The sequence below is a fragment of the Halopseudomonas aestusnigri genome (assembly GCF_002197985.1).
GTDB lineage: Bacteria > Pseudomonadota > Gammaproteobacteria > Pseudomonadales > Pseudomonadaceae > Halopseudomonas > Halopseudomonas aestusnigri.
The window spans coordinates 192616-218557 of record NZ_NBYK01000002.1 but is presented as its reverse complement, the minus strand read 5'-3'; the positions used below and the strand labels follow the sequence as shown (position 1 = coordinate 218557).

Below are 25942 nucleotides of genomic sequence, written 5' to 3'. Positions count from 1 at the left end.
CATGGCGAGCCGGCCAGTCCGGCGATGCATGAAGAGATGGGGACAATCCGATTATTTTCAAGGCCCTGCGGAAAGTTTAGCGGGCCTGTCAACGCGTGGGGCGCGACTCGATCCGTGCGACATCCTCGGGATGGAACTGAAAGTCGACCTGATTGGCACCCTGAGGGAGCGCCAAAACGATTCGCCGGTCATCGGTAACCGCCTTTAGCACCCCCTCGAACTCCCGCCCACCGATCGTCAGCACCCGGGCAGGCCTGCCGACGAAACGAGCCGGGTTCTCAAGCAGTGTCTGCAGACTCAGCTCCTGCCAACCGACAGGCTGCATCGGCATCGGAGCAGGCTCGACCTTGACCGGCTCCGGCTGGCCGGAGGTCTTGCCCAGCCATTCCGGGCGCTCATCAAGCCGACTATGGCCGCCAAGGCGAGTAGCGTAGGCCGCAGGAAGGTGCAGGTGGACGGTCATATCAGCCTGTTTTGCCCCGGCCGGCGCAAGCGAGATACTCAGGCTGTAGCCGGACGAAATCCGCTGAAGGCCCGGCGCAGAGAGCGCGCCGGTATACCATTGGATCACCAGCTCGGGCCACGGACCATCGTCACCAGGCAACAGGTCGATGGCGGTTCCCTGCAGTAGCGAGGGTGCCTGATCAAAACGCACAACCAGCGAGCGCAGCGTTCGATTGCCGGTGGCCGTTTCGGCGAACACCAGTTGATCACCCCGCCAGTAGACCTGATCGGGCAAGAACGGCTGCCCCATCAGCGTTCCGCTGAGAACCATGTCGGCCGGAGAAGCAGACCAGTTGCCACTGAATAATCGCTCGAAGCGCTCGGGCTCATCGCGATAGAGCAGCGCCACCCCCGCCGTGAACGACACAAGGGCCAACACCATCAACAACCTTGGCAGCACCGGGTAACCGCGCCCGCGCACCAGCGGCGTCACCACCGGCACCAGGGTTGCCAGCATTAGCGGCCCCGGGCCAAGACCCAGGCTGGCAAACACCAGCCAGGCCCAGGAAACGGCCAGCGCTACCACTCCACCCAGAATCAATAAGGCTTCCATGTCGCCCGAATCGCTCCCGATTATGTGTCTAGTCCAGCTTGAAGTGCGCCCGCGCCGTGGCGATGGGTTCACTGGAGTGCGTTTGCCAGGCAGTAATCGCGACGTTGCCGACCCGCCTGCCCTGCCGCCAGACCTGGCAGGTCGCATAAGTATCACGGTACAAGCCGGCACGCAGGTAATCCACCGAAAAATCGATGATTTTAGGAAACACTTCACTGTTCATGAACATCATCAGATGGAGCATTGCAGACTGCTCCATAAAGCCGGCAATCACGCCGCCATGAAGCGCGGGAAGAACCGGGTTGCCGATGTTAATGTCCTGACGGGGAAGCGTGAAGAACGCTTCGTTGCCCAAACGCGTCACCTGCATGCCGATCATGCGGGCGTAGGGAATCAGCTCGACCAGCGCACTGTAGTCACCGGTCTCGTGGGAACGAGTAATTATCTGCTGCACCTGCTGCTCACTCAAACTCATGCGTCCCCCTGATCGATCCGCTTGCCAAGATCTGCCGGATCGACGGCCTTGCCCATCCGCATGAAGGTACCAACAACATGGGCAATCGGCTGTTCGCGGTCATCCTGGTAGGCAATACCCCGGGTAAAAATGACCGTCGGAGTCACCCGATAGCATTCGGCAAAACCGAAAATCGGCTTGCCCGGTTCCGCCGGATGCATGTAGTCAATCCGCAGATCCAGGGTCGGACAGATTTCGAATTCCGGCAGGTAGCAGACGGTAGAAATACCGCAGCAGGTGTCCATGAGCGTTGTAATGGCACCGCCGTGAATAACACCGGTTACCGGGTTTCCTACTATCTGATCACTGTAGGGAAGACGCAGCACCAGGCCATCCTCATCAGCCCGCTCCACCGTCATCTGCAAATGCTGGCAGTGGCGCAGTACGGACAGAAAACGGCGCGCGCGCAGTTCTATTTCGCTCATCGACAATACGACCCCGGGATGAATACTCGATAAAGCCGAGCATAGTACCCAGAACGTGAACTAGACTCCATAAGTTGGTCTCGGATTGAACTTTGGCGCACACCGACAGCACTAACCCCTTGAATCCACTGATCTGCAGGAGAGTTCAGATGAATAGCAAAGGGTGTGTTGCCGCAGCGCTGGCGTTGACTGCCAGTCTTTGGCTGACGGGTTGCCAGCAGGAGCCCGAAGACAAGCTTGAGGATGCGAAGCAGGAAATGTCTGACGCGGTAGACAGCGTGGGTGACGCTGCCGAAAGCACAGGCGAGGCCATAGAGCAGAAAGCCCAAGAAGCACAATAAGAAGGGGCAAGGGTACTGCCCTGACTATCAAGGAGAGAAGCAATGAAAAAAGTAGCTGCCGCAGTGATGTTGATGGCGAGCGTAGGTCTGATGGCGGGTTGCCAGGAGAGCCCGGAAGACAAGATGGAAGACGCACGCGAGTCCATGTCTGATGCCGTAGACAGCATGCAGGAGGCTGCGGGCGATGTGGCCGACGCCACCGAGCAGAAAGCGCAGGAAATGACCGGTAACGAGCCGACCGCCGGCGAGGTGCTGGAACAAAAGGTTGAAGCAGCTGGTGAGCAGGTTGAGCAAGCCTACGACGCGACCAAGGAAAACGTCGAACAGGCGTACGACGCGACCAAGGACAATGTTGAGCAGGCGTACGATACATCCGCCGACTACATTGAGGAAAAGGCAGACGCAGTTCAGGATGCGGCTACCGACTCCAAAAACGAAATGGAGAAAGCCATGGAGGAGTAACAACTCTGTGGTGCAGGCATGCCTCCCGGCATGCCTGCCTACCTGCCCCTCAGGCCAGCGCGGGCACCAGCAGAAGGCCCAGACAGCAGACAAAGCCTACGATCCAGACCAGACTGCGCAACGTCGCCTGATTCATGAGATACAGCGCACTGTAGATAATCCTGCAGGCAATAAAAAGCAGGCACAGCAAATTGGCAAGGCTGCCAGCGGTTCCCGTTACCTGCACTACCAGCACCCCCGCCGCAAACAGCGGAAACGCCTCAATCATATTCTGATGAGACGCCAGCGCACGTGCACCCCAGCCGGTCAATGCCGCCTGCTGAGCACGCGGATGCGCGTTGTCATACCCCTTGCCCGAACGCCCCTGCGCAATGGCAACCGGGACTTTGGTAAACACCAGCAGCAACGCTGCGAAAAACAAACACCACAGAGGCACACTCATTCCGTTTTCTCCATTTGTGCGGACGGGGGTATCGGCGCCGGGCTGAACATCATGATATGCAGCACGTCCGAATGAAACTCACGGCGATACAGTACCACCACCACACCGGCAACGGTCAAAATGAAGAGCAGCGGATTGATGAACCAGGTAAGCGCTCCCAGGGCGAAGTAGTAGGAACGAAGACCAAGGTTGAACTCATTGCCTGCCATGGACAGCACCCGGGCCATGCGCTCGGCATAGGCATTGCGCTCTGCCTCGGTGACGTTCTTCTCGCCCAGCAGCGGCGCTGAGCCCAGCAGTACCGAGGCAAAGTTGTACTGGCGCATGCCCCAGGAGAAGGTAAAAAACGCATAGACAAAGATCGCCGTCAGTACCAGAAGCTTGAGCTCGAATATCTCGCGCCCAACCTGGGCAACAAAGGGCAGTTCGTGCAGCAGCACAACAGCCTTGTCTGACGCCCCAATAACAGTAATCAGACCCGCAAGTATCAGCAGGGTACTGGACGCGAAAAATGACGTGTTTCGCTCCAGATTACCAATCACGCTGGCATCAGCCATGCGTTGCTCACGCATCAGCAGACGGTTCATCCAGTCTCGACGATACAGGTGCAGCACAGTAGCCAAACACGCGGTGTCGCGGCCCTTGCGCAACGCATAGTAGGTGTAGCCAACCCAGCAGAGCAAAAACCAGCTGATCGCCAGCAGATTGATCCAAAGACTTCCCGCATCCGGAATCGACAGCATTACCTCTCCTCAGATTCCACCGCTAATACCTGCAATAGAGCAGCATCACCGCCCCGCCTGTTGCTGATGCAGACTGCCGTGGCGCAGATACTCGACGAGTATAGCGGCCAACAGGGTTACAGCGACCGGCAGCAACCAGCCAAGACTCTGATCCGACAGCGGCAATGCATCGATCCAGGCGCCCGCAGTGCTGATCAGACCGGCCGCCTTCAAACCGTCAATCACACCGAACACCAAGGTGACCAGCATGACCGGGCGCATCAGATTCTGCGGACGCGCCATCCCTGCACACAGCAGACTCATGCAAACCAGCGCGATCGCCAGCGGGTACAGACCAACCAGCACAGGGATCGACACACTGATCAGGCTGTCCAGACCCTGATTGGCAACCGCCATGCTGAACAGACCAAACACCCAGACTACGGCCCGATAACTGAGCGGCAGCAAGCGACTGAAATACTCGCCGCAGGCTGTCAGCAAGCCAACGGCCGTTGTCAGGCACGCCAGAATAATTACCAGGGCCAACAGCGCACTGCCTGCAACACCAAAACGGTGCTGAACGTAGGACGCCAGGATCTGCCCGCCATTGACGCCCTCACCGACCAGTGCGCCACTGGTCGCGCCCAGATAAAACAAAGCCAGATACACCATCGACAAGCCGGCAGCGGCAATAACGGCAGCCAGCACGGTATAGCGGGTAATCAGACGCGTCTCGCTGACCTGGCGGTCACGAATCGCCGTGGTGATTACGATACCGAACACCAGAGCACCAAGCGTGTCCATGGTCAGATAGCCCTGCAAAAAACCCTGAATCAGTGGCGCAGAGCGATACTGCTCGGAAGGTGCGTGCATTTGACCAGCGGGAAAAAGGAGCGCGGCAACCCCCAGCATCAGCAACCCCAGCAGCAGTACCGGAGTGATGTACTTACCGATGCGATCAACCAGTTGACCCGGCTTCAGAGCCAGAAAGATGACGACCGAGAAGTACACGATCGAATAGCCGAGCAAGGCTCGCCAACCATCCTGGACAAAAGGCACCACACCGATCTGATAGGAGACGACAGCAGTCCGCGGCGTAGCAAACAACGGCCCGATCGCGAGATACACGAGAACGCTCAGCAGCACACCGGCCACGCGCCCAAGGGGGCCGGTGAGCTGAGCCAGACCACCTCCAACCCGAGCCAGTGCAATCAGTGTCAACAGCGGCAGGCCAACAGCGGTAATCAGAAAACCAAAGGCCGTTGGCCAGATATTTTCGCCGGCAGCGAGGCCCGCACCGGGCGGAAAGATTACGTTGCCCGCACCGAGAAACAGTGCAAAGGTCATGAAGCCGAGGGCGAGTACATCAATGGGTGTAAGTTGTTTGGTCATAGATTTGAGTTTGACTGTTCGTTGTACGAGTGACTGATCCCTGTACCCTCGAACCTGAATTTAAGCCCAGGACGCTACCGACAACCGTCGGCAGACCAGATAGTCGTGGGAATCCGAAACCGGTCAAAAACCAGGTCCCGTATGTTTTTGGCGGCGAATTCTACCCTGTTCTGCACTACTGCATCGAACAAACCTGCCGGGCGGTAATCGCTGGCCTCGCAACCATCCAGCGTCTGAGCCGGGCCGAGCGTACCGCCGATCTTCCAGTCGCCCTGCTCGTCTTCAAACCAGATTCGGCCAAAGGGTGGCTGCTCTGTGAACTCGCGTCCCAGCACAACAAAAGCGGACTGGCCGGTGACCTCCAGTTGCAAGGCCCAAATCAGACACGCGTTGTTATCAGCTACCTGAGCGCTGCAGCCGGCCAGCAGCGGTTCATCACCCAACCTTTCCAGCAGCGCAGAAGGTACAGTGCTCGTACGGGGGAACACCGGTAGCGAAGCAACCTGCTCGTGCAACCGGCTGCGATTTTCGCGCATGCGCCCAAGCATCTGCAAAGCCATGGCCGAGCGGCGCGCCGCCCCGCTATCGCTCTCACTCGCCTCGCGGGCAAGCGAGGTCAGCGCCGCCACACCGTAGCTGCCACCTTGCCAGGCCAGAAAGTTGACCAACGCCTGGTCGTCTCCGCCCGACACATCCAGTCGCGCCATCTGACTGTTTACGCTCAAACGTCTTGGATCAAGCGGGCCTCCGAGCAGCAACAGAATCGCGAGCACAGTGACTACCGCAGCAACAACATTAGTTGCAGGCATCAGCCAGCCTGGATAACGGTCGCGCAGCGCGCCAAGTGCATCCAGTACGTAACCGACCACAAGCAGTCCGACGATCAGGGTGACCACCATTGCCCAGACACGTTCCGGCGTAAGACCGTACTGACTGATACGCAAACTGAGAGAATAACCGGCCACTGCCACCATCGGCAGCAACACCAGCTTGCCCAGCGCCGTTAACGTGCGCATCGCGCGCCCTCCAGCCACCGGCTCGGCGCCGCCTCGCGACGCCAGGTTGAGCAGTAGCAGGCTGAGCACCACAAACCACAGCAACAGACTGGCAGCACGACCGGTGGAGAGCAGTCGCTCGATGCCCTGTACGCCCCAGCTGCCGACAAACCCGATCCCCAGCAGCGCTGCCAAGGGATACAACCAACCGCAAAGCTGCCTCGCACGCAGATAAATAAAGTCGGCTACCCGATTTATGCGAACGACTACCGACACTGCGTGGGCGAACACCAGCGTACTCAGAGGTATGGAGAACCAGGCTTGCTCAATCAGATCCGCGAGAAAGGTCAACGCCACCAGCTTGAACAATCCGGCAGCAGACGCCAGGACGCCCCAGAACAGCGCAAGAACCAGCGCAGCCTGCCCAAGAATCAGCGCGTTACGGAGCAAGGCGTCAACCCAACGAGCGTAATCTACTCGCCAGCGATCACGCGATATGAGTGCCAGTGCGGGAACCAGCAGGAACGCCGCCACAAAAAAGATCAAGGCAGGCCCAAGGTAGTCCCCTACCTGCGACGGCGACCAACCGGCAGCAGTCTCGGCATGTCGACGCAGGCTGCCGGTAGTAAGGCCCTGATGCAGACCAACCAGTGCGGCAGCCAGCGCTACGCCAATACTCAGCAGCCAGCGCCGCACCGCCATCGCCTCGCTGGCACAGTAAAAACTCAGCGGCAAAAAGACCATTACCATGAACAGCGGGATATAGGCGGCAGCATGGGTTGCCGGCCAGACATGCAACTCGGCCGATTGGTATAACCCGTATGCGAGCATGGCCTGCAGCGCCCCTGCCATAAGATGCAGAACGCTGATGCGGTCAAATACCTTCATGTGACTTATATCCTGCGACCCATGTGCCCCGGCACACAGCGATGTGGGAAAGCATGGCAGATAAAACAAAACCCCGCCGAAGCGGGGTTCTGTCACTACCGTTGACCAATGAAAATCACTTCATGGTCCAGCCAGTCAGTTCAGCCAGCGCTGCGCCGATGTCGGCCAGCGAGCGAACAGTTTTCACGCCAGCGTCTTCCAGAGCAGCAAACTTCTCGTCTGCAGTACCCTTGCCGCCGGAGATGATCGCACCAGCGTGACCCATACGCTTGCCTGCCGGAGCAGTAACACCAGCGATGTAGGATACAACCGGCTTGGTGACGTTGGCCTTGATGAACGCAGCCGCTTCTTCTTCAGCGCTACCGCCGATCTCACCGATCATGACGATCGCTTCGGTCTTCGGATCTTCCTGGAACATCTTCAGGATGTCGATGAAGTTGGAGCCCGGGATCGGGTCGCCACCGATACCGACGCAAGTGGACTGACCGAAGCCGGCGTCAGTAGTCTGCTTGACCGCTTCATAGGTCAGGGTACCGGAACGGGAAACGATACCGACTTTGCCCGGCAGGTGGATGTGACCCGGCATGATACCGATCTTGCACTCGCCGGGGGTGATGACACCCGGGCAGTTCGGGCCGATCAGGCGCACGCCCAGCTCGTCACACTTGACCTTGGCGTCCAGCATGTCGAGAGTCGGGATGCCTTCGGTGATGCAGACAATCAGCTTGATGCCGCTGTTGGCCGCTTCAAGGATGGAGTCCTTGCAGAACGGAGCCGGAACGTAGATCACGCTGGCTTCGGCGCCAGTTGCTTCAACCGCTTCAGCAACGGTGTTGAACACCGGCAGGCCCAGGTGAGTAGTGCCACCTTTGCCCGGAGTAACGCCACCAACCATCTTGGTGCCGTAGGCAATCGCCTGCTCGGAGTGGAAAGTACCCTGCGAGCCGGTGAAGCCCTGGCAGATGACCTTGGTGTCTTTGTTGATCAGGATGCTCATTATTTACCCTCCGCGGCCTTGACGACTTGCTGGGCAGCGTCGGTCAGACTGGTTGCAGCGATGATGTTCAGGCCACTCTCGGCCAATACCTTGGCGCCGAGATCGGCGTTGTTGCCTTCCAGACGAACAACAACCGGTACCTTAACGCCTACTTCTTTAACGGCGCCGATGATGCCTTCAGCAATCATGTCGCAGCGTACGATACCGCCGAAGATGTTAACCAGAACCGCTTGTACGTTGGAGTCGGACAGGATGATCTTGAACGCTTCGGTAACGCGCTCTTTGGTCGCGCCGCCGCCCACGTCCAGGAAGTTGGCCGGCTTGCCGCCGTGCAGGTTGACGATGTCCATGGTACCCATGGCCAGACCGGCGCCGTTAACCATGCAGCCGATGTTGCCCTCCAGAGCAACGTAGTTCAGTTCGAACTTGGCAGCGTGGGCTTCACGCGGATCGTCCTGGGACGGATCGTGCATGGCGCGCAGCTTGGGCTGACGGTACATGGCGTTGCCGTCGATGTTGATCTTGGCGTCCAGGCAATGCAGGTTGCCGTCTTCCTTGATCACCAGCGGATTGATTTCCAGCAGCGCCAGGTCGTAGTCGGCGAACAGCTTGCCCAGGCCTACGAAAATGTTGGTGAACTGCTTGATCTGGTCGCCTTCGAGGCCCAGCTTGAATGCCAGCTCACGGCCCTGATAGGGCTGCGGGCCAACCAGCGGGTCGATGGTTGCCTTGAGGATCTTCTCGGGGGTTTCTTCCGCAACCTTCTCGATCTCGACACCACCTTCGGTGGAGGCCATGAAGACGATACGGCGAGTGGAACGATCAACTACTGCGCCCAGGTACAGTTCCTTGGCGATGTCGGTGCAGGACTCAACCAGAATCTTGCTGACCGGCTGACCATTGGCGTCAGTCTGGTAAGTAACCAGACGCTGACCCAGCCACTTCTCGGCGAAGGCTTTTGCATCTTCCTTGCTCTTGACCAGCTTTACACCGCCGGCTTTACCACGGCCACCAGCGTGAACCTGAGCCTTGACGACCCACATGTCGCCGCCAATCTTGTCACAGGCTTCAGCCGCTTCTTCCGGAGTGTCGACAGCAAAACCCTTGGATACTGGAAGGCCGTATTCAGCGAACAGCTGCTTCCCCTGATATTCGTGAAGATTCATGCTTTTCTACCGTTTTGATCGTGTAGGAATTACGTTTTATAGCCACTGTCCTAGGGGACCGTAACCACCAATGCCGTTCTGCCGGAGACCTGCTGACCCGCACATGTCTCATCCTTTACATGCCCTGCTGCCTGCACTCGCCCTTTTCGACGGGCTCGTGACGGGCAAACCGGCATCCGGCAACACGGCTGACCACCCTATCGTGGCCTGGCCGATTGCTCGGCCAAAGTTGTCCTTTAAGCTGCGCTGTTGACCCGACTGTCGCACTGCGACCGCCGGGTCAGCGCGCTATATTAACGCTTCTTGCGGTTGGCGACATGAATTGCGTGGCCATTTACCGCCAGTGCCGCTTCATGCAGTGCCTCGGACAGCGTCGGATGCGAGAAGACCATCATGCCCAGATCTTCTGCGCTGGTACCGAATTCCATCGCGATGGCGCCCTGCTGAACCAGTTCCGCAGCGCTCGGGCCAATAACGTGAACACCCAATACGCGGTCTGTCTTGGCATCGGCAATCATCTTGACGAAGCCGCCGGTGTCGTTGGCAGCAACCGCACGGCCACTGGCAGCGAACGGGAATACGCCGACGTTGAACTCGACGCCTTCAGCCTTGAGCTGCTTCTCGTTCTTGCCGACCCATGCGATTTCCGGGTGGGTGTAAATAACAGACGGGATCAGGTCGTAGTTCATCGCGGCCTTGTGCCCGGCGATGCGCTCGGCAACCATTACGCCCTCTTCCGACGACTTGTGGGCCAGCATCGGGCCGCGAACCATGTCACCGACGGCGTATACGCCCGGCACGCTGGTGGCGCAGTAGTCATCAACATACACCATGCCACGCTCGTCCAGATCGACACCACAATCGGAGGCCAGCAGGTTTTCGGTGTAAGGACGGCGGCCAACGGCCACAATCAGCTTGTCAAAGGTCAGCTGCTGCTCGCCTTCGCTGTCGGTAAACGACACGGTAACCTGTTTGCGCTTGATCTCGGTACCGGTAACGCGCGCGCCCAGGCGAACCTGCAGACCCTGCTTGGTGAAGGTCTTCAGGGCTTCCTTGGCAACCTGCTCATCGGCCAGGCTCAGGAAGGAATCCAGCGCTTCGAATACGACCACTTCAGCGCCCAGACGGCGCCATACCGAACCCAGTTCCAGACCGATCACACCGGCGCCGATAACGCCCAGTTTCTTCGGTACAGAGGTGAAGTCCAGAGCACCGGTGGAATCGACGATAATATCGTCGGTCAGCGGTGCCGGCGGAATGTTGATCGGCACGGAGCCGGAGGCCAGAATCACGTTCTCAGCATCCAGTACAGTCACGGTACCATCGGGGGCGGTGACTTCAACCTTCTTGCCGGCCAGCAGCTTGCCGTGACCTTCAATACTGGTGACACCATTGGCCTTGAACAGGGTCGCAACGCCACCGCTGAACTGCTTGACGATCTTGTCCTTGCGCTCGACCATCGCCGGAACATCCATGCTGATGCCCTTGACGTCGATACCGTGGACCTTGTAGCCCTCTTTGGCTTCGTAGTACTTCCAGCTGCTGTCCAGCAGTGCCTTGGACGGGATACAGCCAACATTCAGGCAGGTGCCACCAAGGGCGTTCTTGCCGTCCTTGCCGACATATTTCTCGATACAGGCGGTCTTCAGACCCAGCTGCGCGGCACGGATGGCGGCAACGTAGCCGCCAGGGCCCGCGCCAATGACTACCACATCGTATTTCTGACTCATGAGCAAATCCTCTGTTGGCAGCAGAACTCAAAACGGAGCCCGGCACTGGGTGCCGGGCGAGTAATCTGCTACTAAAAACCCGTAGTACCGATCAAACGTCCAGCAGCAGACGAGCCGGGTCTTCCAGCAGGTCCTTGATGGCAACCAGGAAGCTCACCGCTTCCTTGCCGTCGATCAGGCGGTGGTCGTAGGACAGTGCCAAATACATCATCGGCAGGATGACAACCTGACCGTTGACCGCCATCGGTCGCTCCTGGATCTTGTGCATGCCCAGAATAGCTGCCTGCGGCGGGTTGACGATCGGCGTGGATACCAGCGAACCGAATACACCACCGTTGGAGATAGTGAAGGTGCCGCCGGTCATCTCTTCCATGGTCAGCTTGCCGTCGCGAGCCTTGCGGCCGTAATCGGCGATGGTGCCTTCGATGTCTGCCAGGCCCATGTGCTCGGTGTTGCGCAGAATCGGCACAACAAGACCGCGGTCACTGGATACGGCAACGCCAATATCCTGATAGCCGTGGTAGACAATGTCGTTGCCGTCAATGGAGGCGTTGACCGCCGGGAAGCGCTTGAGTGCTTCGGTAGCCGCCTTGACGAAGAAGGACATGAAGCCCAGACGCACGCCGTTGTGCTTCTTCTCGAACAGGTCCTTGTACTTGCTGCGCAGGTCCATGACCGGCTTCATGTTGACCTCGTTGAAGGTAGTCAGCATGGCCATGTTGGACTGGGCGTCAACCAGACGCTCGGCGATACGCGCACGCAGGCGGGTCATCGGCACGCGCTTCTCGGTGCGATCACCTTCAGGCAGGGCAACAGCGGCAGCCGGTGCCACCGGCGCGGCGGGCTTGGCAGCCGGTGCGTTCTTCTTGGCTTCAACAGCGTTCAGCACGTCTTCCTTGGTGACGCGACCGCCCTTGCCGGTACCGGAAATCTCGGACGCGACCAGACCGTTTTCCTCGGCCAGCTTGCGAGCGGCCGGCGACAGCATGGGCTCTTCGCCCGTGGCTTCGGCAGCAGCCGGTGCAGACTCGGCCTTGGCCTCAGCCGGCTTGGCAGCCGGCGCTGCAGCAGCCTCACCGTCTTTCAGCACGCCCAGGACTTCGCCGCTCAGTACGGTGTCGCCTTCGGCCTTGGCAATGTCGCCCATGACGCCGTCAGCTTCCGCCAGCACTTCCATAACGACCTTGTCGGTCTCGATATCTACCAGCAGCTCATCGCGTTTTACCGCATCACCCGGTTGCTTGTGCCACGTGGCAACAGTGCCGTCAGCCACCGATTCCGGAAAAGTTGGGGCTTTGATTTCAATAGCCATTGTCGATCCTTATTAATCTCTGTTGTCTGACGTAGCTCAGACGGTAAAGGCGTCTTGCAGGAGCTTTTCCTGCTGTTCAGCGTGCATGGAAGGATGGCCGCAGGCCGGCGCGGCAGAAGCCTCACGTCCAGCGTAGTCCAGATACAGATTCTTGGTCTTGTGCTGAGACAGTACACGACGCATGTGATGCTGGCTGCAGTACCAGGCGCCCTGGTTCATCGGCTCTTCCTGACACCAGACAACCTTCTTCAGGTTCTTGTAGGGTGCCAGCACATCGGCCAGATCGTCCTCGGGGAACGGATACAGCTGTTCGATACGGATAACCGCAACGTTGTCCAGCTCCTCGTTGCGACGCTTTTCCAGCAGGTCATAGTAGACCTTGCCACTACACATCACGACGCGATCAACCTTCTTCGGATCGATGGCATCGATCTCCGGAATCACAGTCTGGAAGGAGCCTTCGGCCAGTTCTTCCAGAGTCGAGGTAGCCAGCTTGTGGCGCAGCAGCGACTTGGGAGTCAGGGCAATCAGCGGCTTGCGCAGCGGACGAATCACCTGGCGGCGCAGCATGTGGTAGACCTGAGCCGGAGTAGACGGCACGCACACCTGAATATTGTGCTCGGCACACAGTTGCAGGAAGCGCTCGAGACGGGCGGACGAGTGCTCCGGACCCTGCCCTTCGTAGCCGTGCGGCAGCAGCATGGTCAGACCACACAGACGTCCCCACTTGTGCTCGCCGCTGGTGATGAACTGGTCAACGACCACCTGGGCACCGTTGAAGAAGTCACCGAACTGGGCTTCCCAGATAACCAGCGCATTGGGCGTGGTTGTTGCGTAACCGTATTCAAACGCCAGTACGGCTTCCTCCGACAGGAAGGAGTCGTAGATATCGAAACGCGGCTGGTTGTCGCTCAGCTTGCGCAGCGGAACATAGGCACGACCATCGTTTTGACTGTGCAGCACAGCGTGACGGTGCGAGAAGGTGCCGCGACCCACGTCCTGGCCGGTGATGCGCACAGGATGCCCTTCGTGCAGCAGCGTGGCGTAAGCCATGGTTTCGGCGAAGCCCCAGTTCAGCGCCAGAGCACCGGCAGCCATCTTGCGACGGTCTTCGATGATCTTGCCAACCTGACGCTGCAGCACCAGGCCGTCCGGCAGATCGGTCAAGCGGTTGGCCAGCTCCTGCAGGGTCTTCAGGTCAAAACTGGTGTCGTGACGCGCAGTCCACTTGTGATTCAGGTACGGCGCCCAGTCAACGAACGAACTGCTGTCCGGCTCCTTGACCAGGCTCTTAACCACGTGATCACCGTTATCCAGCGCGTTGCGGTACTCCTCGAAGTAATCCTGAACGTCTTCCTTGCTCAGCACGCCTTCGGCAACCAGGCGCTCCGCGTAGATTTCGCGGGTTGTCGGGTGCTTGGTAATGACTTCATACATCAGCGGCTGGGTGCCGGAGGGCTCGTCGGCTTCGTTGTGGCCGCGACGGCGGTAGCAGACCATATCGATGACGACGTCACGCTTGAACTGCATGCGGTAGTCAACGGCCAGCTGGGTTACAAACAGAACCGCTTCCGGATCATCGCCATTGACGTGGAAGATCGGCGCCTGAATCATCTTGGCAACGTCGGTGCAGTACTCGGTGGAACGCGCATCGTCCTGGCGGCTGGTGGTGAAGCCAACCTGGTTGTTGATGACGATGTGGATGGTGCCACCAGTCTTGTAGGCTCGGGTCTGGGACATCTGGAATGTCTCCATGACCACACCCTGACCGGCAAAGGCTGCATCACCGTGAATGCTGATCGGCAGTACCTTGTCGCCGGTCACGTCAAGGCGACGGTCCTGACGGGCGCGTACGGACCCCTCGACCACCGGAGAAACAATCTCCAGGTGAGACGGGTTGAACGCCAGCGCCAAATGGACTTCGCCACCGGAGGTCATGACGTTGGACGAGAAGCCCTGGTGGTATTTGACGTCACCGGAACCCATGTCGACCTTCTTCTTGCCTTCGAACTCGTCGAACAGGTCGCGGGGGTTCTTGCCGAGGGTGTTGACCAGCACGTTCAATCGGCCGCGGTGTGCCATGCCGAGCACAACTTCCTGGGTGCCGTAGGAGCCTGCACGCTGAATGATTTCATCCAGCATGGGAATGAGGCTCTCACCCCCTTCCACACCAAAACGCTTGGTACCCGGATACTTGGTACCCAGATACTTCTCCAGACCTTCAGCAGCAGTCAGACGCTCGAGCAGGTGACGCTTGGTATCAGCGCCCAGCTGGGGCTTGCCGCGCACGCTTTCGATACGCTGCTGGAACCAGCGGCGCTGGGTGGAATCCACGATGTGCATGTACTCGGCCCCGAAGGTCGAGCAATAGGTCGATTTCAGCGCATCCAGAATTTCACGCAGGGTCGCCTCATCCTTGCCGATCTGCAGCTCACCGGTGCGGAACACCGTGTCCAGATCAGCATTGGTCAGGCCGTAATCGGCCAGAGTCAGGTCGGCGATTTCTTCGCGCTTCCAAAGGCCCAGGGGATCAAGAGTGGAAGCCTGATGGCCACGCATCCGGAAAGCCTGGATCAGACGCAGAACATCGATCTGCTTTTTCTCGTGCTCGCTACTGACTGCGCCGCCGCTGACAGCCTGCGGACGACGATTGCTCTTGGCGAGCTGAAGGAAGTGGTCGCGAATTGCGGAGTGGGGAACGTCCGAACCGGCGTGACCGTTTACCTGGGGCAGCTTTTGGAAATAGCTTCGCCACTCTTCGGAAACACTGTTCGGATCTTGCAGGTAGAGCTCATAAAGCTCTTCAACATAGGACGCATTCCCACCGTCAAGGTGAGAGGTGCTCCACAGCTGCTGCATTACGCTGTCTGGCATGCTTGGTCACCCTCTATAAGGGGACACCACCTGGCGCTAAGACCATTAATTGGCGAGTCATTCAATGACTCAGCCATCCGCGCGAAACTGCTGGCGTTGACTAGTGGCAGTGTCGCTGCCTCCAATCCTGCCGCCACCTATCCCGTTTAACGGAAAATTGCCGGCCCCGACAGATAGTTCGGGTGTTACCCGAGTGCCCCTGCTGGTTTAGGTACATACAAACCGCTGCTTTTTGGGCTGCGGTTCGTTAAAAAACTGACCGGCTCCCTATGGCAGGAGCCGGTACAGGCCAACTTAATGCAATTTAAGCCGATCAGGTACCGCTTTGCAGCAGCATGTTGCGGATGTGACCAATGGCACGTGTCGGGTTGAGACCCTTCGGGCACACATTCACGCAGTTCATAATGCCGCGGCAGCGGAATACACTGAACGGATCATCCAGGGAAGCCAGACGCTCGTCGGTCTTTTCATCGCGACTATCCGCCAGGAAGCGGTAAGCCTGCAGCAGACCAGCCGGGCCGATAAACTTGTCCGGGTTCCACCAGAAGGAAGGACAGGAAGTCGAACAGCAAGCACAGAGAATACACTCGTACAGGCCATCCAGTTTTTCCCGCTCTTCGGGTGACTGCAGGCGCTCGATAGCGGGCGCCGGCGTGTCGTTTTGCAGATACGGCTGCACTTTTTCGTACTGCTTGTAGAAGATGCTCATATCTACAACCAAGTCACGAATTACCGGCAAACCTGGCAAAGGACGCAGCACAAGCTTGTTGTTCTTGACCACGGAAGACAGCGGAGTGATACACGCCAGGCCGTTTTTGCCGTTGATATTCATGCCATCAGAGCCGCACACACCTTCACGACAGGAACGGCGGTAGGAAAAACCTACATCCTGTTCCTTGATCAGGGCCAGCACGTCAAGAACCATGATGTCCTTGCCGCCGGTATCAACCTGAAAATCCTGCATGTGAGGAGCGTTGTCGCTCTCGGGGTTGTAACGATAAACACTAACTTGCAACATATCGATCACCCTTAGTAAGTACGCACTTTAGGCTCAAATGCCGGAACAGTCTTGGGCGCGAAGTTAACCGCACGCTTGTTCAGCTGCTTGGTTTCAGGCATGTACAGGCTGTGGCACAGCCAGTTCACGTCATCGCGCTCCTCGAAGTCTTCACGCGCATGGGCACCGCGGCTTTCCTTGCGGGCTTCAGCTGCGATCGCAGTGGCTTCGGCCACTTCCAGCAGGTTCTGCAGTTCCAGCGCTTCAATACGTGCAGTGTTGAATGCCTGGCTCTTGTCTTCGATCTTGACGTTGGCGATGCGCTCACGCAGATCGGCCAGCTGGGCAATACCCTTCTGCATGTATTCGCCAGTACGGAATACACCGAAGTAGTTCTGCATGCAGTTCTGCAGTTCCTTACGCAGCGGAGCAACGTCTTCGCCGGAAGTACGCTCGTTCAGACCGGACAGGCGCGCCAGCGACGCGTCGATGTCGGACTCGGACGCACCACGGTGCTCGATACCTTCCTTCAGCGCAGACTCCAGGTGCAGACCGGCAGCACGACCGAAGACCACCAGGTCCAGCAGCGAGTTACCGCCCAGGCGGTTGGCACCGTGGACCGATACGCAGGCCACTTCACCTACTGCGAACAAACCGTCAACAATCTTGTCGTTGCCGTTGGCATCCTGGGTAATCGCCTGACCGTGAATATTGGTAGCGATACCACCCATCATGTAGTGACAGGTCGGGACAACCGGAATCGGCGCAGTAACAGGATCAACGTGAGCGAAGGTCTTGGACAGTTCGCAGATACCGGGCAGACGGCTGTGCAGAACTTCTTCGCCCAGGTGATCCAGCTTGAGCATGACGTGATCGCCATCCGGACCACAGCCATTACCGGCCAGAATTTCCTTGACCATGGAACGGGCAACAACGTCGCGACCAGCCAGGTCTTTAGCGTTCGGCGCATAACGCTCCATGAAACGCTCGCCGTGCTTGTTAATCAGGTAGCCACCTTCGCCACGGCAACCCTCGGTAACCAGGGTACCGGCACCGGCGATACCGGTCGGGTGGAACTGCCACATTTCGATGTCCTGCACCGGCACGCCAGCACGCAAAGCCATGCCAACGCCGTCACCAGTGTTGATCAGGGCATTGGTGGTAGAGGCATAGATGCGACCTGCACCACCGGTAGCCAGCACGGTGGCCTTGGCGCGGATGTATACGGTTTCGCCGGTTTCGATGCAGATGGCGATCACACCAACGACTGCACCGTCCTGGTTCTTCACCAGGTCCACGGCGTACCACTCATTCAGGAACGAGGTGTTGTGCTTGACGTTGTTCTGATACAGGGTGTGCAGCAGCGCGTGACCGGTACGGTCGGCCGCAGCACAGGTCCGGGCAGCCTGAGTCGGGTTGTCAGGTCCCTTGGACTGACCACCGAACGGACGCTGATAGATGCGGCCGGTTTCGGTACGGGAAAACGGCAGACCCATGTGCTCAAGCTCGAAGACCGCTTCCGGGCCAACGGAGCACATGTACTCGATTGCGTCCTGGTCACCGATATAGTCGGAGCCCTTGACGGTGTCGTACATGTGCCAGCGCCAATCGTCATTCGGATCAGCAGAGGCAATGGCACAGGTGATACCACCCTGGGCCGAAACGGTGTGCGAGCGAGTCGGGAATACCTTGGTTACAACAGCGGTCTTGTGACCACCTTGAGCCAGCTGCAGTGCAGCGCGCATGCCGGCACCACCACCACCTACGATGATGGCATCAAAAGTCAGTGTGCGAATGTTAGACATTTAGTTACCCCAGAGAATCTGCACGCCCCAGACGAAAATCACGAACATGACCAGACCGCAGACCGCCTGGAACAGGAAGCGGACAACGGTGGCAGATTTGCCAAGGGCCATGGGAGTCAGGTAGTCGGTCGAGATGGTCCACATCCCAACCCACGCATGCACACTAAGCGAAACCAGTGTCAGCAGGCTGAAGATGCGCATCCAGCTCTGGGAAAACAGACCATGCCAATCAGCAAAGGTCAGCCCCGGATTGCAAATCAGGTAGCCAAGCAAAAACAGCACATAAGCAGCCAGCACTACAGCGGAGACGCGCTGCGCCATCCAGTCATAGAGACCGCTGCGAGACAGGTTGGTGACATTCGTTACCATATCCACACCCCCAGAAGAACAATCACGATGGCAGAAACCACGATTACTACCTGCGAACCAAGCTTGCCGCTTTCCAGCCCTTCACCAATCCCCGCATCCATCACCAGATGACGCACACCGGCAATGAGGTGGTAGAGAAGCGCGGACAGAATGCCCCAGATGACCAGTTTGGCCAGTGGGTTCTGCAGGCAGCTCTTGATTTGCTCAAAGCCGCTCTCGGAGGCGAGAGAGGTATCGAGCATCCAGAGAAGCCCAGCGATGGCGACAAACAGGATCACGCCAGAAATGCGATGCAGAATTGACGTGTATGCGGTTACAGGAAGCTTGATAGTCCTGAGGTCGAGGTTGACGGGTCGTTTGCTATTCACGGCTATATTCACACTCAGGGCCCTGTGGACAGGGCTGGATTATAGGAAGATGCACTGTGACACCTTTAATGACCCGCCCCAGCAGCCTCTGGCGAAGCCCTGCGGGTCACTTTGCCGGTCAAGGAGTATAGTGACTTAGACCGTTGATTACAACGGAACACCTGGCGGGAAACGCTCTGTTTCCGCGGTGCCAAGTCTAGCCAAGCGACAATAAAAGCTTGCAATTAAACCTTTTAATTGACCTCATTTCCTTTCACTATCCGCACAATTGACAAACCAATTTATCACCTTATAGTGATGCGGGCCCTGCGTGGGGGGTCACCTTTTCGATACAGCAAAACAGGAGGCCATCAATGGCTGACAAAAAGGCGCAGTTGATCATCGAGGGCGCGGCCCCCATCGAGCTGCCAGTCTATTCCGGGACCATGGGCCCCGACGTTGTGGACGTACGCGGCCTGACCGCCCAAGGCGTATTCACCTTCGACCCCGGCTTTATGGCCACCTCGTCCTGTGAATCCAAGATCACCTACATCGACGGCGACAAGGGCGTGCTCCTGCACCGCGGCTACCCGATCGATCAGTTGGCCGAGAAATCCGACTTCCTGGAGACCTGCTTCCTGCTGCTCAAGGGCGAACTGCCCAGCGCAGAAGAGAAGGCCAAATTCGACAACACCATCAAGAACCACACCATGGTTCACGAGCAGCTGAAGAACTTCTTCAACGGCTTCCGCCGCGATGCGCACCCGATGGCCATCATGTGCGGTGTTGTCGGCGCCCTCTCCGCCTTCTACCACGACTCGCTGGATATCAACGACCCGCATCACCGCGAAATTTCCGCAATTCGTCTGATCGCCAAGATGCCGACCCTGGCCGCGATGGTCTACAAGTACTCCATGGGGCAGCCCATGATGTACCCGCGCAATGACCTGAGCTACTCCGAAAACTTCCTGCACATGATGTTCAATACCCCATGTGAAGAGAAGAAGATCAGCCCGGTGCTGGCCAAGGCCATGGATCGTATCTTCGTCCTGCACGCCGACCACGAGCAGAACGCCTCCACCTCAACCGTACGCCTGGCCGGCTCGTCCGGAGCCAACCCGTTCGCCTGCATTGCAGCCGGTATCGCAGCCCTGTGGGGGCCTGCGCACGGCGGTGCAAACGAAGCGGTACTGCGCATGCTGGACGAGATCGGTGATGTATCGAACATCGAAAAATTCGTCGCCAAGGCCAAAGACAAGGACGACCCTTTCAAGCTGATGGGCTTCGGCCACCGCGTTTACAAGAACTTCGACCCGCGCGCCAAGGTCATGAAGCAGACCTGCGACGAAGTTCTGGCCGAGCTGGGCATCAACGATCCGCAGCTGGAACTGGCCATGAAGCTGGAAGAGATTGCGCGCAACGACCCGTACTTCAAAGAGCGCAACCTGTACCCGAACGTCGATTTCTACTCAGGCATCATCCTGAAAGCGATCGGCATTCCGACCGAAATGTTCACCGTTATCTTTGCCACCGGCCGTACTCCGGGCTGGATTGCACACTGGAACGAGATGATCAGCGGCCCCTACAAGATTGGCCGGCCACGCCAGCTGTACACCGGCTCAACCCAGCGCGACTACCCTTCCAAGTAATTGCGCCGAGAGTGAAAAATCCCCGCCATGTGCGGGGATTTTTTTTGCACGCATCAAACTGTTCAGCTCACATGACACCTGACTGTATGGCTTGCCCGGCGGGCTTTCGTGATTGGATAGACCGCTACCCAAACACATGAGGATCCTGCCAATGCCCCTGAGTGACCTGCTCCGCGCGCTCGCCGTGATCCTGTTGTGGGGCCTTAACTTCGTTGTTATCAAGCTAGGGCTCGACAGCCTGCCGCCGATGCTCCTTGGCGCCATGCGCTTCACGCTTGCCGCCATTCCGGCCGTATTTTTCATACCCCGGCCACGCATCCCCCTGCGCTGGCTAATAGCCTACGGGATGACCATTTCCTTCGGGCAGTTCGCATTCCTGTTCAGCGCCATGACCAGCGGCATGCCGGCAGGCATGGCCTCTCTGGTGCTGCAGTCGCAAGCATTTTTCACCCTGATGCTGGCAGCAGCGCTACTAGGCGAAAAGGCCCGCACCCACAACCTGGCCGGCCTTCTGGTCGCCGCGACCGGGCTGCTGCTGATCGGCCTCGAAAGCGGCTCGAGCATGACAACGCTGGGCCTGATCCTGACGCTGTGTGCAGCCCTGATGTGGGCCTGCGGCAACATCATTACCAAGCAGGTTGGACAGGTTAACCTGACCAGCCTGGTGGTATGGGGCAGCCTTATCCCGCCAGTACCGTTCATGGCAATGTCATTCTGGCTCGAAGGTCCGCAACAAATTCACCAGGCGCTGTCAGGGGTCAGCGGGACCGCCATTTTTGCCCTGTTTTATCTGGCATTCGGCGCCACACTGATTGGCTACGGCCTCTGGAGCCGACTACTGTCGCGTTACCCGGCGGGCCGGGTTGCGCCCTTCTCGATGCTCGTTCCGGTGGTAGGTCTCAGCTCATCAAGCCTGATTCTCGGCGAAAAGCTCAATGAGATGCAGATTCTGGGCGCGCTACTGATCATGCTGGGACTCGCAGTGAACGTATTCGGTGGCGCTCTACGTCGTCGCGGCAGGCGGCTGCAGCAAGGTTAGGCTGCGCCTGTCTCGGACTCCAGCCAACCAATAATCCGCAGAGCATCAGCCCGCGTGCTGCCGCAAACACTTTCTTCCGGCAAAAATCCCGCACAGACCGCAGGGCGCTCAGGCGAGCTGAAGATCGCACAGCGCATATCGGGCAGCAGTTGCACACAGGGCACGCCAGCGGGCTTGCCGCCAGGCATACCGGGAATCGGCGAGGTGATGGACGGCGCCGTACAACAGGCGCCGCACTCTGCGCGACAGTCCATCAATCACCCTTCTGCAGACGGGCGATCAGACTGGATGTATCCCAGCGCCCGCCGCCCATCGCCTGAACATCGGCATAGAACTGGTCAACCAGCGCCGTAACCGGTAGCTGCGCACCGTTGCGCCGCGCCTCATCCAGCACGATGGCGAAGTCCTTGCGCATCCAGTCAACCGCAAAGCCGAAATCAAATTCGCCATCGAGCATGGTTCGGTAGCGATTCTCCATCTGCCAGGACTGCGCTGCGCCCTTGCTGATCACTGACACCACGGCATCGCCATCCAGCCCGGCACGCTGAGCGAAATGCATTGCTTCGGCCAACCCCTGGAGCAAGCCACCGATGCATATCTGGTTAACCATCTTGGTCAACTGACCACTACCCGCTTCACCCATATGCCGAAGCATCTTCGAATAACAATGAAGAACCGGTCTCGCCAGATCGAATACCGACTCATCACCGCCAGCCATGATCGTCAGCTGCCCCTTCTCCGCCCCCGCCTGACCACCGGAAACAGGCGCATCCAGAAAGCCTACACCGAGTTGCGCAGCGGCCTGCGCCAGCTCGCGCGCCACGCCGGCCGATGCCGTGGTGTGATCCACTACCACCTGCCCCTTGTGCGAGCCGGCAAACACGCCCAGCTCACCACACACGACAGCCCGCAGATCATCATCGTTGCCAACGCACAGCAGCACAAAGTCCTGCCCTCGCGCCGCAGAGGCGGGCGTATCGGCAGAACGGCCACCATACTCCTGCACCCAGCGCACCGCCTTCTCGGCAGTACGGTTGTAAACCGTAACCTGATGCCCCGCGCGCTGCAGGTGCCCCGCCATGGGGTAGCCCATGACACCCAGACCGATAAATGCAACATTTGCCATAGCACACCTCTTTGTTGTCGGGCGCCAACGACCGCCCAGACCTACAGTCGAACCTGCATCACCCCAATTGCCCGCCAGATCAGCCCTCGGCATAATGAGCGCCCTTTCATCTGCAGGAGTATTGCGCGTGTTCCAGGTAAATCAGTATTTCGATGGTCAGGTTGCCTCTATCGCCTTTAAGCAACCCGAAGGCGCAGCCACTGTCGGCGTAATGGCTCCGGGCGAGTACGAGTTCGGCACCAGCCAACTGGAAATCATGCACGTCATCAACGGCGCGCTGACCGTCAAGCTGCCCGGTAGCGACGAATGGACCACCTACAACGCTGGCGACCAGTTCACTGTGCCGGCCAACAGCCGCTTCAACCTGAAGGTCGAGCGCGATACCGCCTACCTGTGCGAGTACCGCTAAGCGCCTGCCCGGCGCCCTGCGCCGGGCCTTCTCAGAACCCTTCCGGGGCCTGCGTCATACCTTTGCGATAGCCCTCGATAAAGGCCTCGGGCATACGCTTTGGGCGGCCGGAGGACAACTCGATACAGACAAATGTGGTACGCGCACGGAGCAAGGTGACACCATCACTTTTGCGCACCAACTGAAAATGCCGCGTCATTCGCAGCTTGCGATCCCAGGTAAAGATCCAGGTCGCCATCTCCAGCTCGTCACCCTCGTATGCCGACGCCAGGTAATCGATCTCGTGGCGCAGTACCGCCATCGCCCGATCCAGCTCACGATACTCCGCCAGCCCCAGCCCCAACGACTTGGAATGCTCCCAGGCACAGCGCTCAAGCCAGCGCACATACACTGCATTATTGGCGTGCCCAAGCTCGTCGATATCCTCGGACACGACCCTGATAGGCTGAATAAAAGGGGTTGGCAGATCCCAATTCACTGACATGCATCTCCTTGCGGCGTGGTTGTTGGCTGGATGGGCGATGGTACTACAAAGACACCAGCCAAGCCGCACACCAGCATGCAAAGCACGCCAACCTGGATTAGTCTGGAGGCACTGTCACCACCAGGGACGCACCATGTTCAAACAGCTCAACTTCCCGATCCTTGTCATCCATCCCGCCATCGGACAGAACAACGTTGCCGGCCGCCAACTGGCCGCGCTGCTCGAGGCTCTGGGCAATGAAGGCTTTGAGGTACTGGGTGCAGAGCAGCTGGAAGAAGGCCGACTGATTGCCGAGGCACATCGCGGGCTCGCCTGCATCCTCTTCACGCCCGAGGCACTCAGCGAAATAAACGACGTTGAGGCGCTGTTTGATGCGGCGCACAGCCGCTCGCCCGAGCTGCCGATCATGGCAATTACCACCCGCCAGACCATCGACCCCGAGCAACTCAGCGCCCTGCGCGAACTGCACCAGATACGCGGAATCATTTATCTGTTTGAAGACACTCTGCCCTTTATTGCCGGGCAAATTGCACGAACCGCCCGCAGCTATCTGGCTCAGCTGCTTCCACCCTTTTTCAGGGCCCTGCTCGAGTACAGCAGCCGTGCCAGCTACTCCTGGCACTCACCCGGACACGGCGGTGGCGTCGCCTTTCGCAAGAGCCCGGTCGGCCGCGCCTTCCATGACTTCTTCGGCGAAAACACCCTGCGTTCGGATCTCTCGGTCTCGGTACCGGGGCTCGGCTCACTGCTTGACCATACCGGCCCGGTTGCCGACGCCGAGCACAACACCGCCCGCGTCTTCGGCGCAGATCACGCCTTCTATGTGGTCAACGGCACCTCCACATCGAACAAGATCATCTGGCACGCGTACGTTACCCGCGACGACCTGGTACTGGTTGACCGCAACTGCCACAAGTCGATTCTGCACGCGATCATCATGACCGGCGCCATACCCATCTATCTGACCGGCTCGCGCAACGACTACGGCATCATCGGCCCGATAGCCCGCCAGAGCTTCAGCAGCGAGCACCTGTCTCGCCTGATCAGCGACCATCCCCTGCTGCAGAACCGCACAGACAGCGCCCGCATTCGCCTTGCAGTCCTGACCAACTCGACCTACGACGGCCTGTGCTACAACACCGACATGGTCGCCGAGCAACTGCGCGAGCGCGTTGACGTGCTGCACTTCGATGAGGCGTGGTACGGCTACGCAGCCTTCCACCCCTTCTATCAGGGCCGGCACGGCATGAGCCATAGCCAGCCGAGCCGAACCGGCCACCCCCTTGTGTTCGCCACCCAGTCGCCGCACAAGGTACTGGCCGCACTATCCCAGGCGTCCATCATCCTGGCACGTGACAGCGCGGACCAGCAGCTCGACCACGAGCGCTTCAATGAGGCCTACATGATGCACACCTCGACCTCGCCCCATTACGGCATGATTGCGTCGATCGACGTTGCCACCGGCATGATGGCCGGCCCGGCCGGCGAGTCGCTGGTTCAGGAAACGCTGGACGAGGCACTCTCCTTCCGCCGCGCCATGCAGCAGACCGCCGAACAGCTGGCCGATGACGAATGGTGGTTCGATGTCTGGGAACCAGAGGAGGCACTGGACGCAGAACAGCTGCAAGCAAAAAACTGGACACTCGGTAACAATGACGACTGGCATGGCTTTGGCGCCATGGCCGAGGACTATGCGCTGCTCGACCCAATCAAGGTCACCCTGCTCACTCCGGGTGTCGAGGAGAAGGGACGGCTTGGCAAAAGCGGCATCCCGGCAGCGATAGTCACCCGCTTCCTTGCCAGTCGCGGCCTGGTCGTAGAGAAGACTGGTCTATATTCCTTTCTCATTCTGTTTTCGCTGGGGATAACCAAGGGCAAATGGAGCACGCTGCTGTCGGAACTGCGCGAATTCAAGCGCCTGTACGATCAAAACGCACCGCTGGAAAGCACACTGCCCGAGATCGCCCGGCAGCCACAATACGCAGGGCTTGGCCTGCGCGACCTGTGTCAGCAGTTGCACCAATGCTACAAACAGCATGCTCTGGTGCACCTGCAGCGCGCGATGTACACCGAACTGCCCGAGATGACACTGCGCCCGGCAGATGCCTATCAGCAAATGGTCAGAGGCAAGGTTGAAGCCGTCCCGGTAAGCGCCCTCAGTGGCCGGCTCAGCGCCGTAATGCTGGTGCCTTACCCGCCCGGAATCCCCGTCATCATGCCGGGAGAACGCTTTCCAACGGATAACACCATCGCCGCCTACCTGGCCGCTGCAATCGACCTGGAAACCCGCTTCCCCGGCTTTGGCAACGACATTCACGGCCTGCGTCAGGACCTGATAGAAGGCGAACGCTGCTGGCGGGTAGATTGCCTGATTGAGGAATAACAGATAAGAAAAAGGCC

General features: G+C 58.8%; 25 protein-coding genes. 6 read left to right on the top strand and 19 right to left on the bottom strand.

From position 1 onward, the window contains the following. Positions 1 to 88 precede the first annotated feature (88 nt). From B7O88_RS05080 to B7O88_RS05070, 3 genes are read right to left on the bottom strand one after another with little or no spacing between them, the layout of a single operon-like run. On the bottom strand, positions 89 to 1057 hold the full coding sequence (locus B7O88_RS05080) for an LSm family protein (RefSeq protein ID WP_088274128.1): 969 nt from the start codon (positions 1055 to 1057) through the stop codon (positions 89 to 91). Positions 1058 to 1085: 28 nt separating this feature from the next. Then, the gene (locus B7O88_RS05075) at positions 1086 to 1526 is read right to left on the bottom strand and encodes a PaaI family thioesterase (protein ID WP_172409643.1); all 441 of its coding nucleotides are present in this window, start codon (positions 1524 to 1526) and stop codon (positions 1086 to 1088) included. A gap of 2 nt (positions 1527 to 1528) precedes the next feature. After that, positions 1529 to 1996: a PaaI family thioesterase gene (locus B7O88_RS05070; RefSeq protein WP_088274126.1), complete on the bottom strand. Its 468-nt coding sequence runs from the start codon at positions 1994 to 1996 to the stop codon at positions 1529 to 1531. Between the two features lie 149 nt (positions 1997 to 2145). Here B7O88_RS05070 and B7O88_RS05065 point away from each other — a divergent pair, with 149 nt between their 5' ends. Together B7O88_RS05065 and B7O88_RS05060 are read left to right on the top strand one after the other, a co-directional pair. Further along, positions 2146 to 2337, top strand: coding sequence for a hypothetical protein (locus B7O88_RS05065; protein WP_088274125.1), 192 nt, complete (start codon positions 2146 to 2148; stop codon positions 2335 to 2337). 42 nt (positions 2338 to 2379) lie between these two features. Then, a complete protein-coding gene (locus B7O88_RS05060) occupies positions 2380 to 2799 on the top strand; it encodes a hypothetical protein (RefSeq protein WP_088274124.1) in 420 nt (139 codons plus the stop codon). Positions 2800 to 2848: 49 nt separating this feature from the next. Here B7O88_RS05060 and B7O88_RS05055 read toward each other — a convergent pair whose 3' ends face one another. From B7O88_RS05055 to sdhC, 13 genes are all read right to left on the bottom strand, one after another. Then, positions 2849 to 3241: an MAPEG family protein gene (locus tag B7O88_RS05055; protein ID WP_088274123.1), complete on the bottom strand. Its 393-nt coding sequence runs from the start codon at positions 3239 to 3241 to the stop codon at positions 2849 to 2851. Then, on the bottom strand, positions 3238 to 3984 hold the full coding sequence (locus B7O88_RS05050) for a DUF599 domain-containing protein (RefSeq protein ID WP_088274122.1): 747 nt from the start codon (positions 3982 to 3984) through the stop codon (positions 3238 to 3240). The genes B7O88_RS05055 and B7O88_RS05050 overlap by 4 nt, the downstream gene beginning before the upstream one ends. 45 nt (positions 3985 to 4029) lie before the next feature. Further along, positions 4030 to 5355 carry a branched-chain amino acid transport system II carrier protein gene (brnQ, locus tag B7O88_RS05045; protein ID WP_103904627.1) on the bottom strand — a complete coding sequence of 442 codons (1326 nt, stop codon included), beginning with the start codon at positions 5353 to 5355 and terminating at the stop codon, positions 4030 to 4032. A 74-nt stretch (positions 5356 to 5429) separates the two neighbouring features. Next, entirely contained in the window at positions 5430 to 7238 is a 1809-nt protein-coding gene (locus B7O88_RS05040; protein ID WP_088274121.1) for a DUF4153 domain-containing protein, read from the bottom strand. A gap of 115 nt (positions 7239 to 7353) precedes the next feature. After that, positions 7354 to 8235, bottom strand: a complete 882-nt coding sequence (sucD, locus tag B7O88_RS05035; RefSeq protein WP_088274120.1) for a succinate--CoA ligase subunit alpha — start codon at positions 8233 to 8235, stop codon at positions 7354 to 7356. Then, positions 8235 to 9401: an ADP-forming succinate--CoA ligase subunit beta gene (gene sucC / locus B7O88_RS05030; RefSeq protein WP_088274119.1), complete on the bottom strand. Its 1167-nt coding sequence runs from the start codon at positions 9399 to 9401 to the stop codon at positions 8235 to 8237. Before sucC ends, sucD begins: the two co-directional genes overlap by 1 nt. A gap of 293 nt (positions 9402 to 9694) precedes the next feature. Continuing rightward, positions 9695 to 11131: a dihydrolipoyl dehydrogenase gene (gene lpdA / locus B7O88_RS05025; protein ID WP_088274118.1), complete on the bottom strand. Its 1437-nt coding sequence runs from the start codon at positions 11129 to 11131 to the stop codon at positions 9695 to 9697. A gap of 91 nt (positions 11132 to 11222) precedes the next feature. After that, positions 11223 to 12443, bottom strand: a complete 1221-nt coding sequence (odhB, locus tag B7O88_RS05020; RefSeq protein WP_088274117.1) for a 2-oxoglutarate dehydrogenase complex dihydrolipoyllysine-residue succinyltransferase — start codon at positions 12441 to 12443, stop codon at positions 11223 to 11225. A 36-nt stretch (positions 12444 to 12479) separates the two neighbouring features. After that, complete coding sequence (locus tag B7O88_RS05015; protein WP_088274116.1) at positions 12480 to 15317, bottom strand: 2-oxoglutarate dehydrogenase E1 component; 2838 nt, start codon at positions 15315 to 15317, stop codon at positions 12480 to 12482. A gap of 313 nt (positions 15318 to 15630) precedes the next feature. Next, the gene (locus B7O88_RS05010; RefSeq protein ID WP_088274115.1) at positions 15631 to 16335 is read right to left on the bottom strand and encodes a succinate dehydrogenase iron-sulfur subunit; all 705 of its coding nucleotides are present in this window, start codon (positions 16333 to 16335) and stop codon (positions 15631 to 15633) included. Positions 16336 to 16346: 11 nt separating this feature from the next. Beyond that, positions 16347 to 18119 (bottom strand): succinate dehydrogenase flavoprotein subunit, encoded by a 1773-nt coding sequence (gene sdhA / locus B7O88_RS05005; protein WP_088274114.1) that lies wholly within the window; start codon positions 18117 to 18119, stop codon positions 16347 to 16349. Continuing rightward, the gene (sdhD, locus tag B7O88_RS05000; protein ID WP_088274113.1) at positions 18120 to 18488 is read right to left on the bottom strand and encodes a succinate dehydrogenase, hydrophobic membrane anchor protein; all 369 of its coding nucleotides are present in this window, start codon (positions 18486 to 18488) and stop codon (positions 18120 to 18122) included. It lies immediately after the preceding gene. Continuing rightward, positions 18482 to 18868, bottom strand: coding sequence for a succinate dehydrogenase, cytochrome b556 subunit (gene sdhC / locus B7O88_RS04995; protein WP_172409639.1), 387 nt, complete (start codon positions 18866 to 18868; stop codon positions 18482 to 18484). The genes sdhD and sdhC overlap by 7 nt, the downstream gene beginning before the upstream one ends. Positions 18869 to 19209: 341 nt before the next feature. On the opposite strand from sdhC, the gene gltA reads away from it, so the two are divergent. Both gltA and B7O88_RS04985 read left to right on the top strand, forming a co-directional pair. After that, positions 19210 to 20484 (top strand): citrate synthase, encoded by a 1275-nt coding sequence (gene gltA / locus B7O88_RS04990; protein WP_088274111.1) that lies wholly within the window; start codon positions 19210 to 19212, stop codon positions 20482 to 20484. A gap of 151 nt (positions 20485 to 20635) precedes the next feature. Beyond that, the gene (locus B7O88_RS04985) at positions 20636 to 21523 is read left to right on the top strand and encodes an EamA family transporter (protein WP_088274110.1); all 888 of its coding nucleotides are present in this window, start codon (positions 20636 to 20638) and stop codon (positions 21521 to 21523) included. Here the strand turns inward: B7O88_RS04985 and B7O88_RS17775 are convergent. Together B7O88_RS17775 and B7O88_RS04975 are read right to left on the bottom strand one after the other, a co-directional pair. Then, positions 21520 to 21777, bottom strand: a complete 258-nt coding sequence (locus tag B7O88_RS17775) for a YkgJ family cysteine cluster protein (RefSeq protein ID WP_140418565.1) — start codon at positions 21775 to 21777, stop codon at positions 21520 to 21522. The two genes, B7O88_RS04985 and B7O88_RS17775, sit on opposite strands and share 4 nt — an antisense overlap. Beyond that, complete coding sequence (locus B7O88_RS04975; protein ID WP_088274108.1) at positions 21777 to 22649, bottom strand: NAD(P)-dependent oxidoreductase; 873 nt, start codon at positions 22647 to 22649, stop codon at positions 21777 to 21779. Before B7O88_RS04975 ends, B7O88_RS17775 begins: the two co-directional genes overlap by 1 nt. A 127-nt stretch (positions 22650 to 22776) precedes the next feature. Here B7O88_RS04975 and ppnP point away from each other — a divergent pair, with 127 nt between their 5' ends. Beyond that, positions 22777 to 23058, top strand: a complete 282-nt coding sequence (gene ppnP / locus B7O88_RS04970) for a pyrimidine/purine nucleoside phosphorylase (protein WP_088274107.1) — start codon at positions 22777 to 22779, stop codon at positions 23056 to 23058. A 31-nt stretch (positions 23059 to 23089) separates the two neighbouring features. On the opposite strand, the gene B7O88_RS04965 is transcribed toward ppnP, so the two are convergent. Next, positions 23090 to 23536, bottom strand: coding sequence for an acyl-CoA thioesterase (locus B7O88_RS04965; protein ID WP_088274332.1), 447 nt, complete (start codon positions 23534 to 23536; stop codon positions 23090 to 23092). 139 nt (positions 23537 to 23675) lie between these two features. Between B7O88_RS04965 and B7O88_RS04960 the strand changes: the two genes are divergently transcribed. After that, a complete protein-coding gene (locus tag B7O88_RS04960; protein ID WP_088274106.1) occupies positions 23676 to 25925 on the top strand; it encodes an Orn/Lys/Arg family decarboxylase in 2250 nt (749 codons plus the stop codon). The last annotated feature ends 17 nt before the right edge of the window (positions 25926 to 25942 follow it).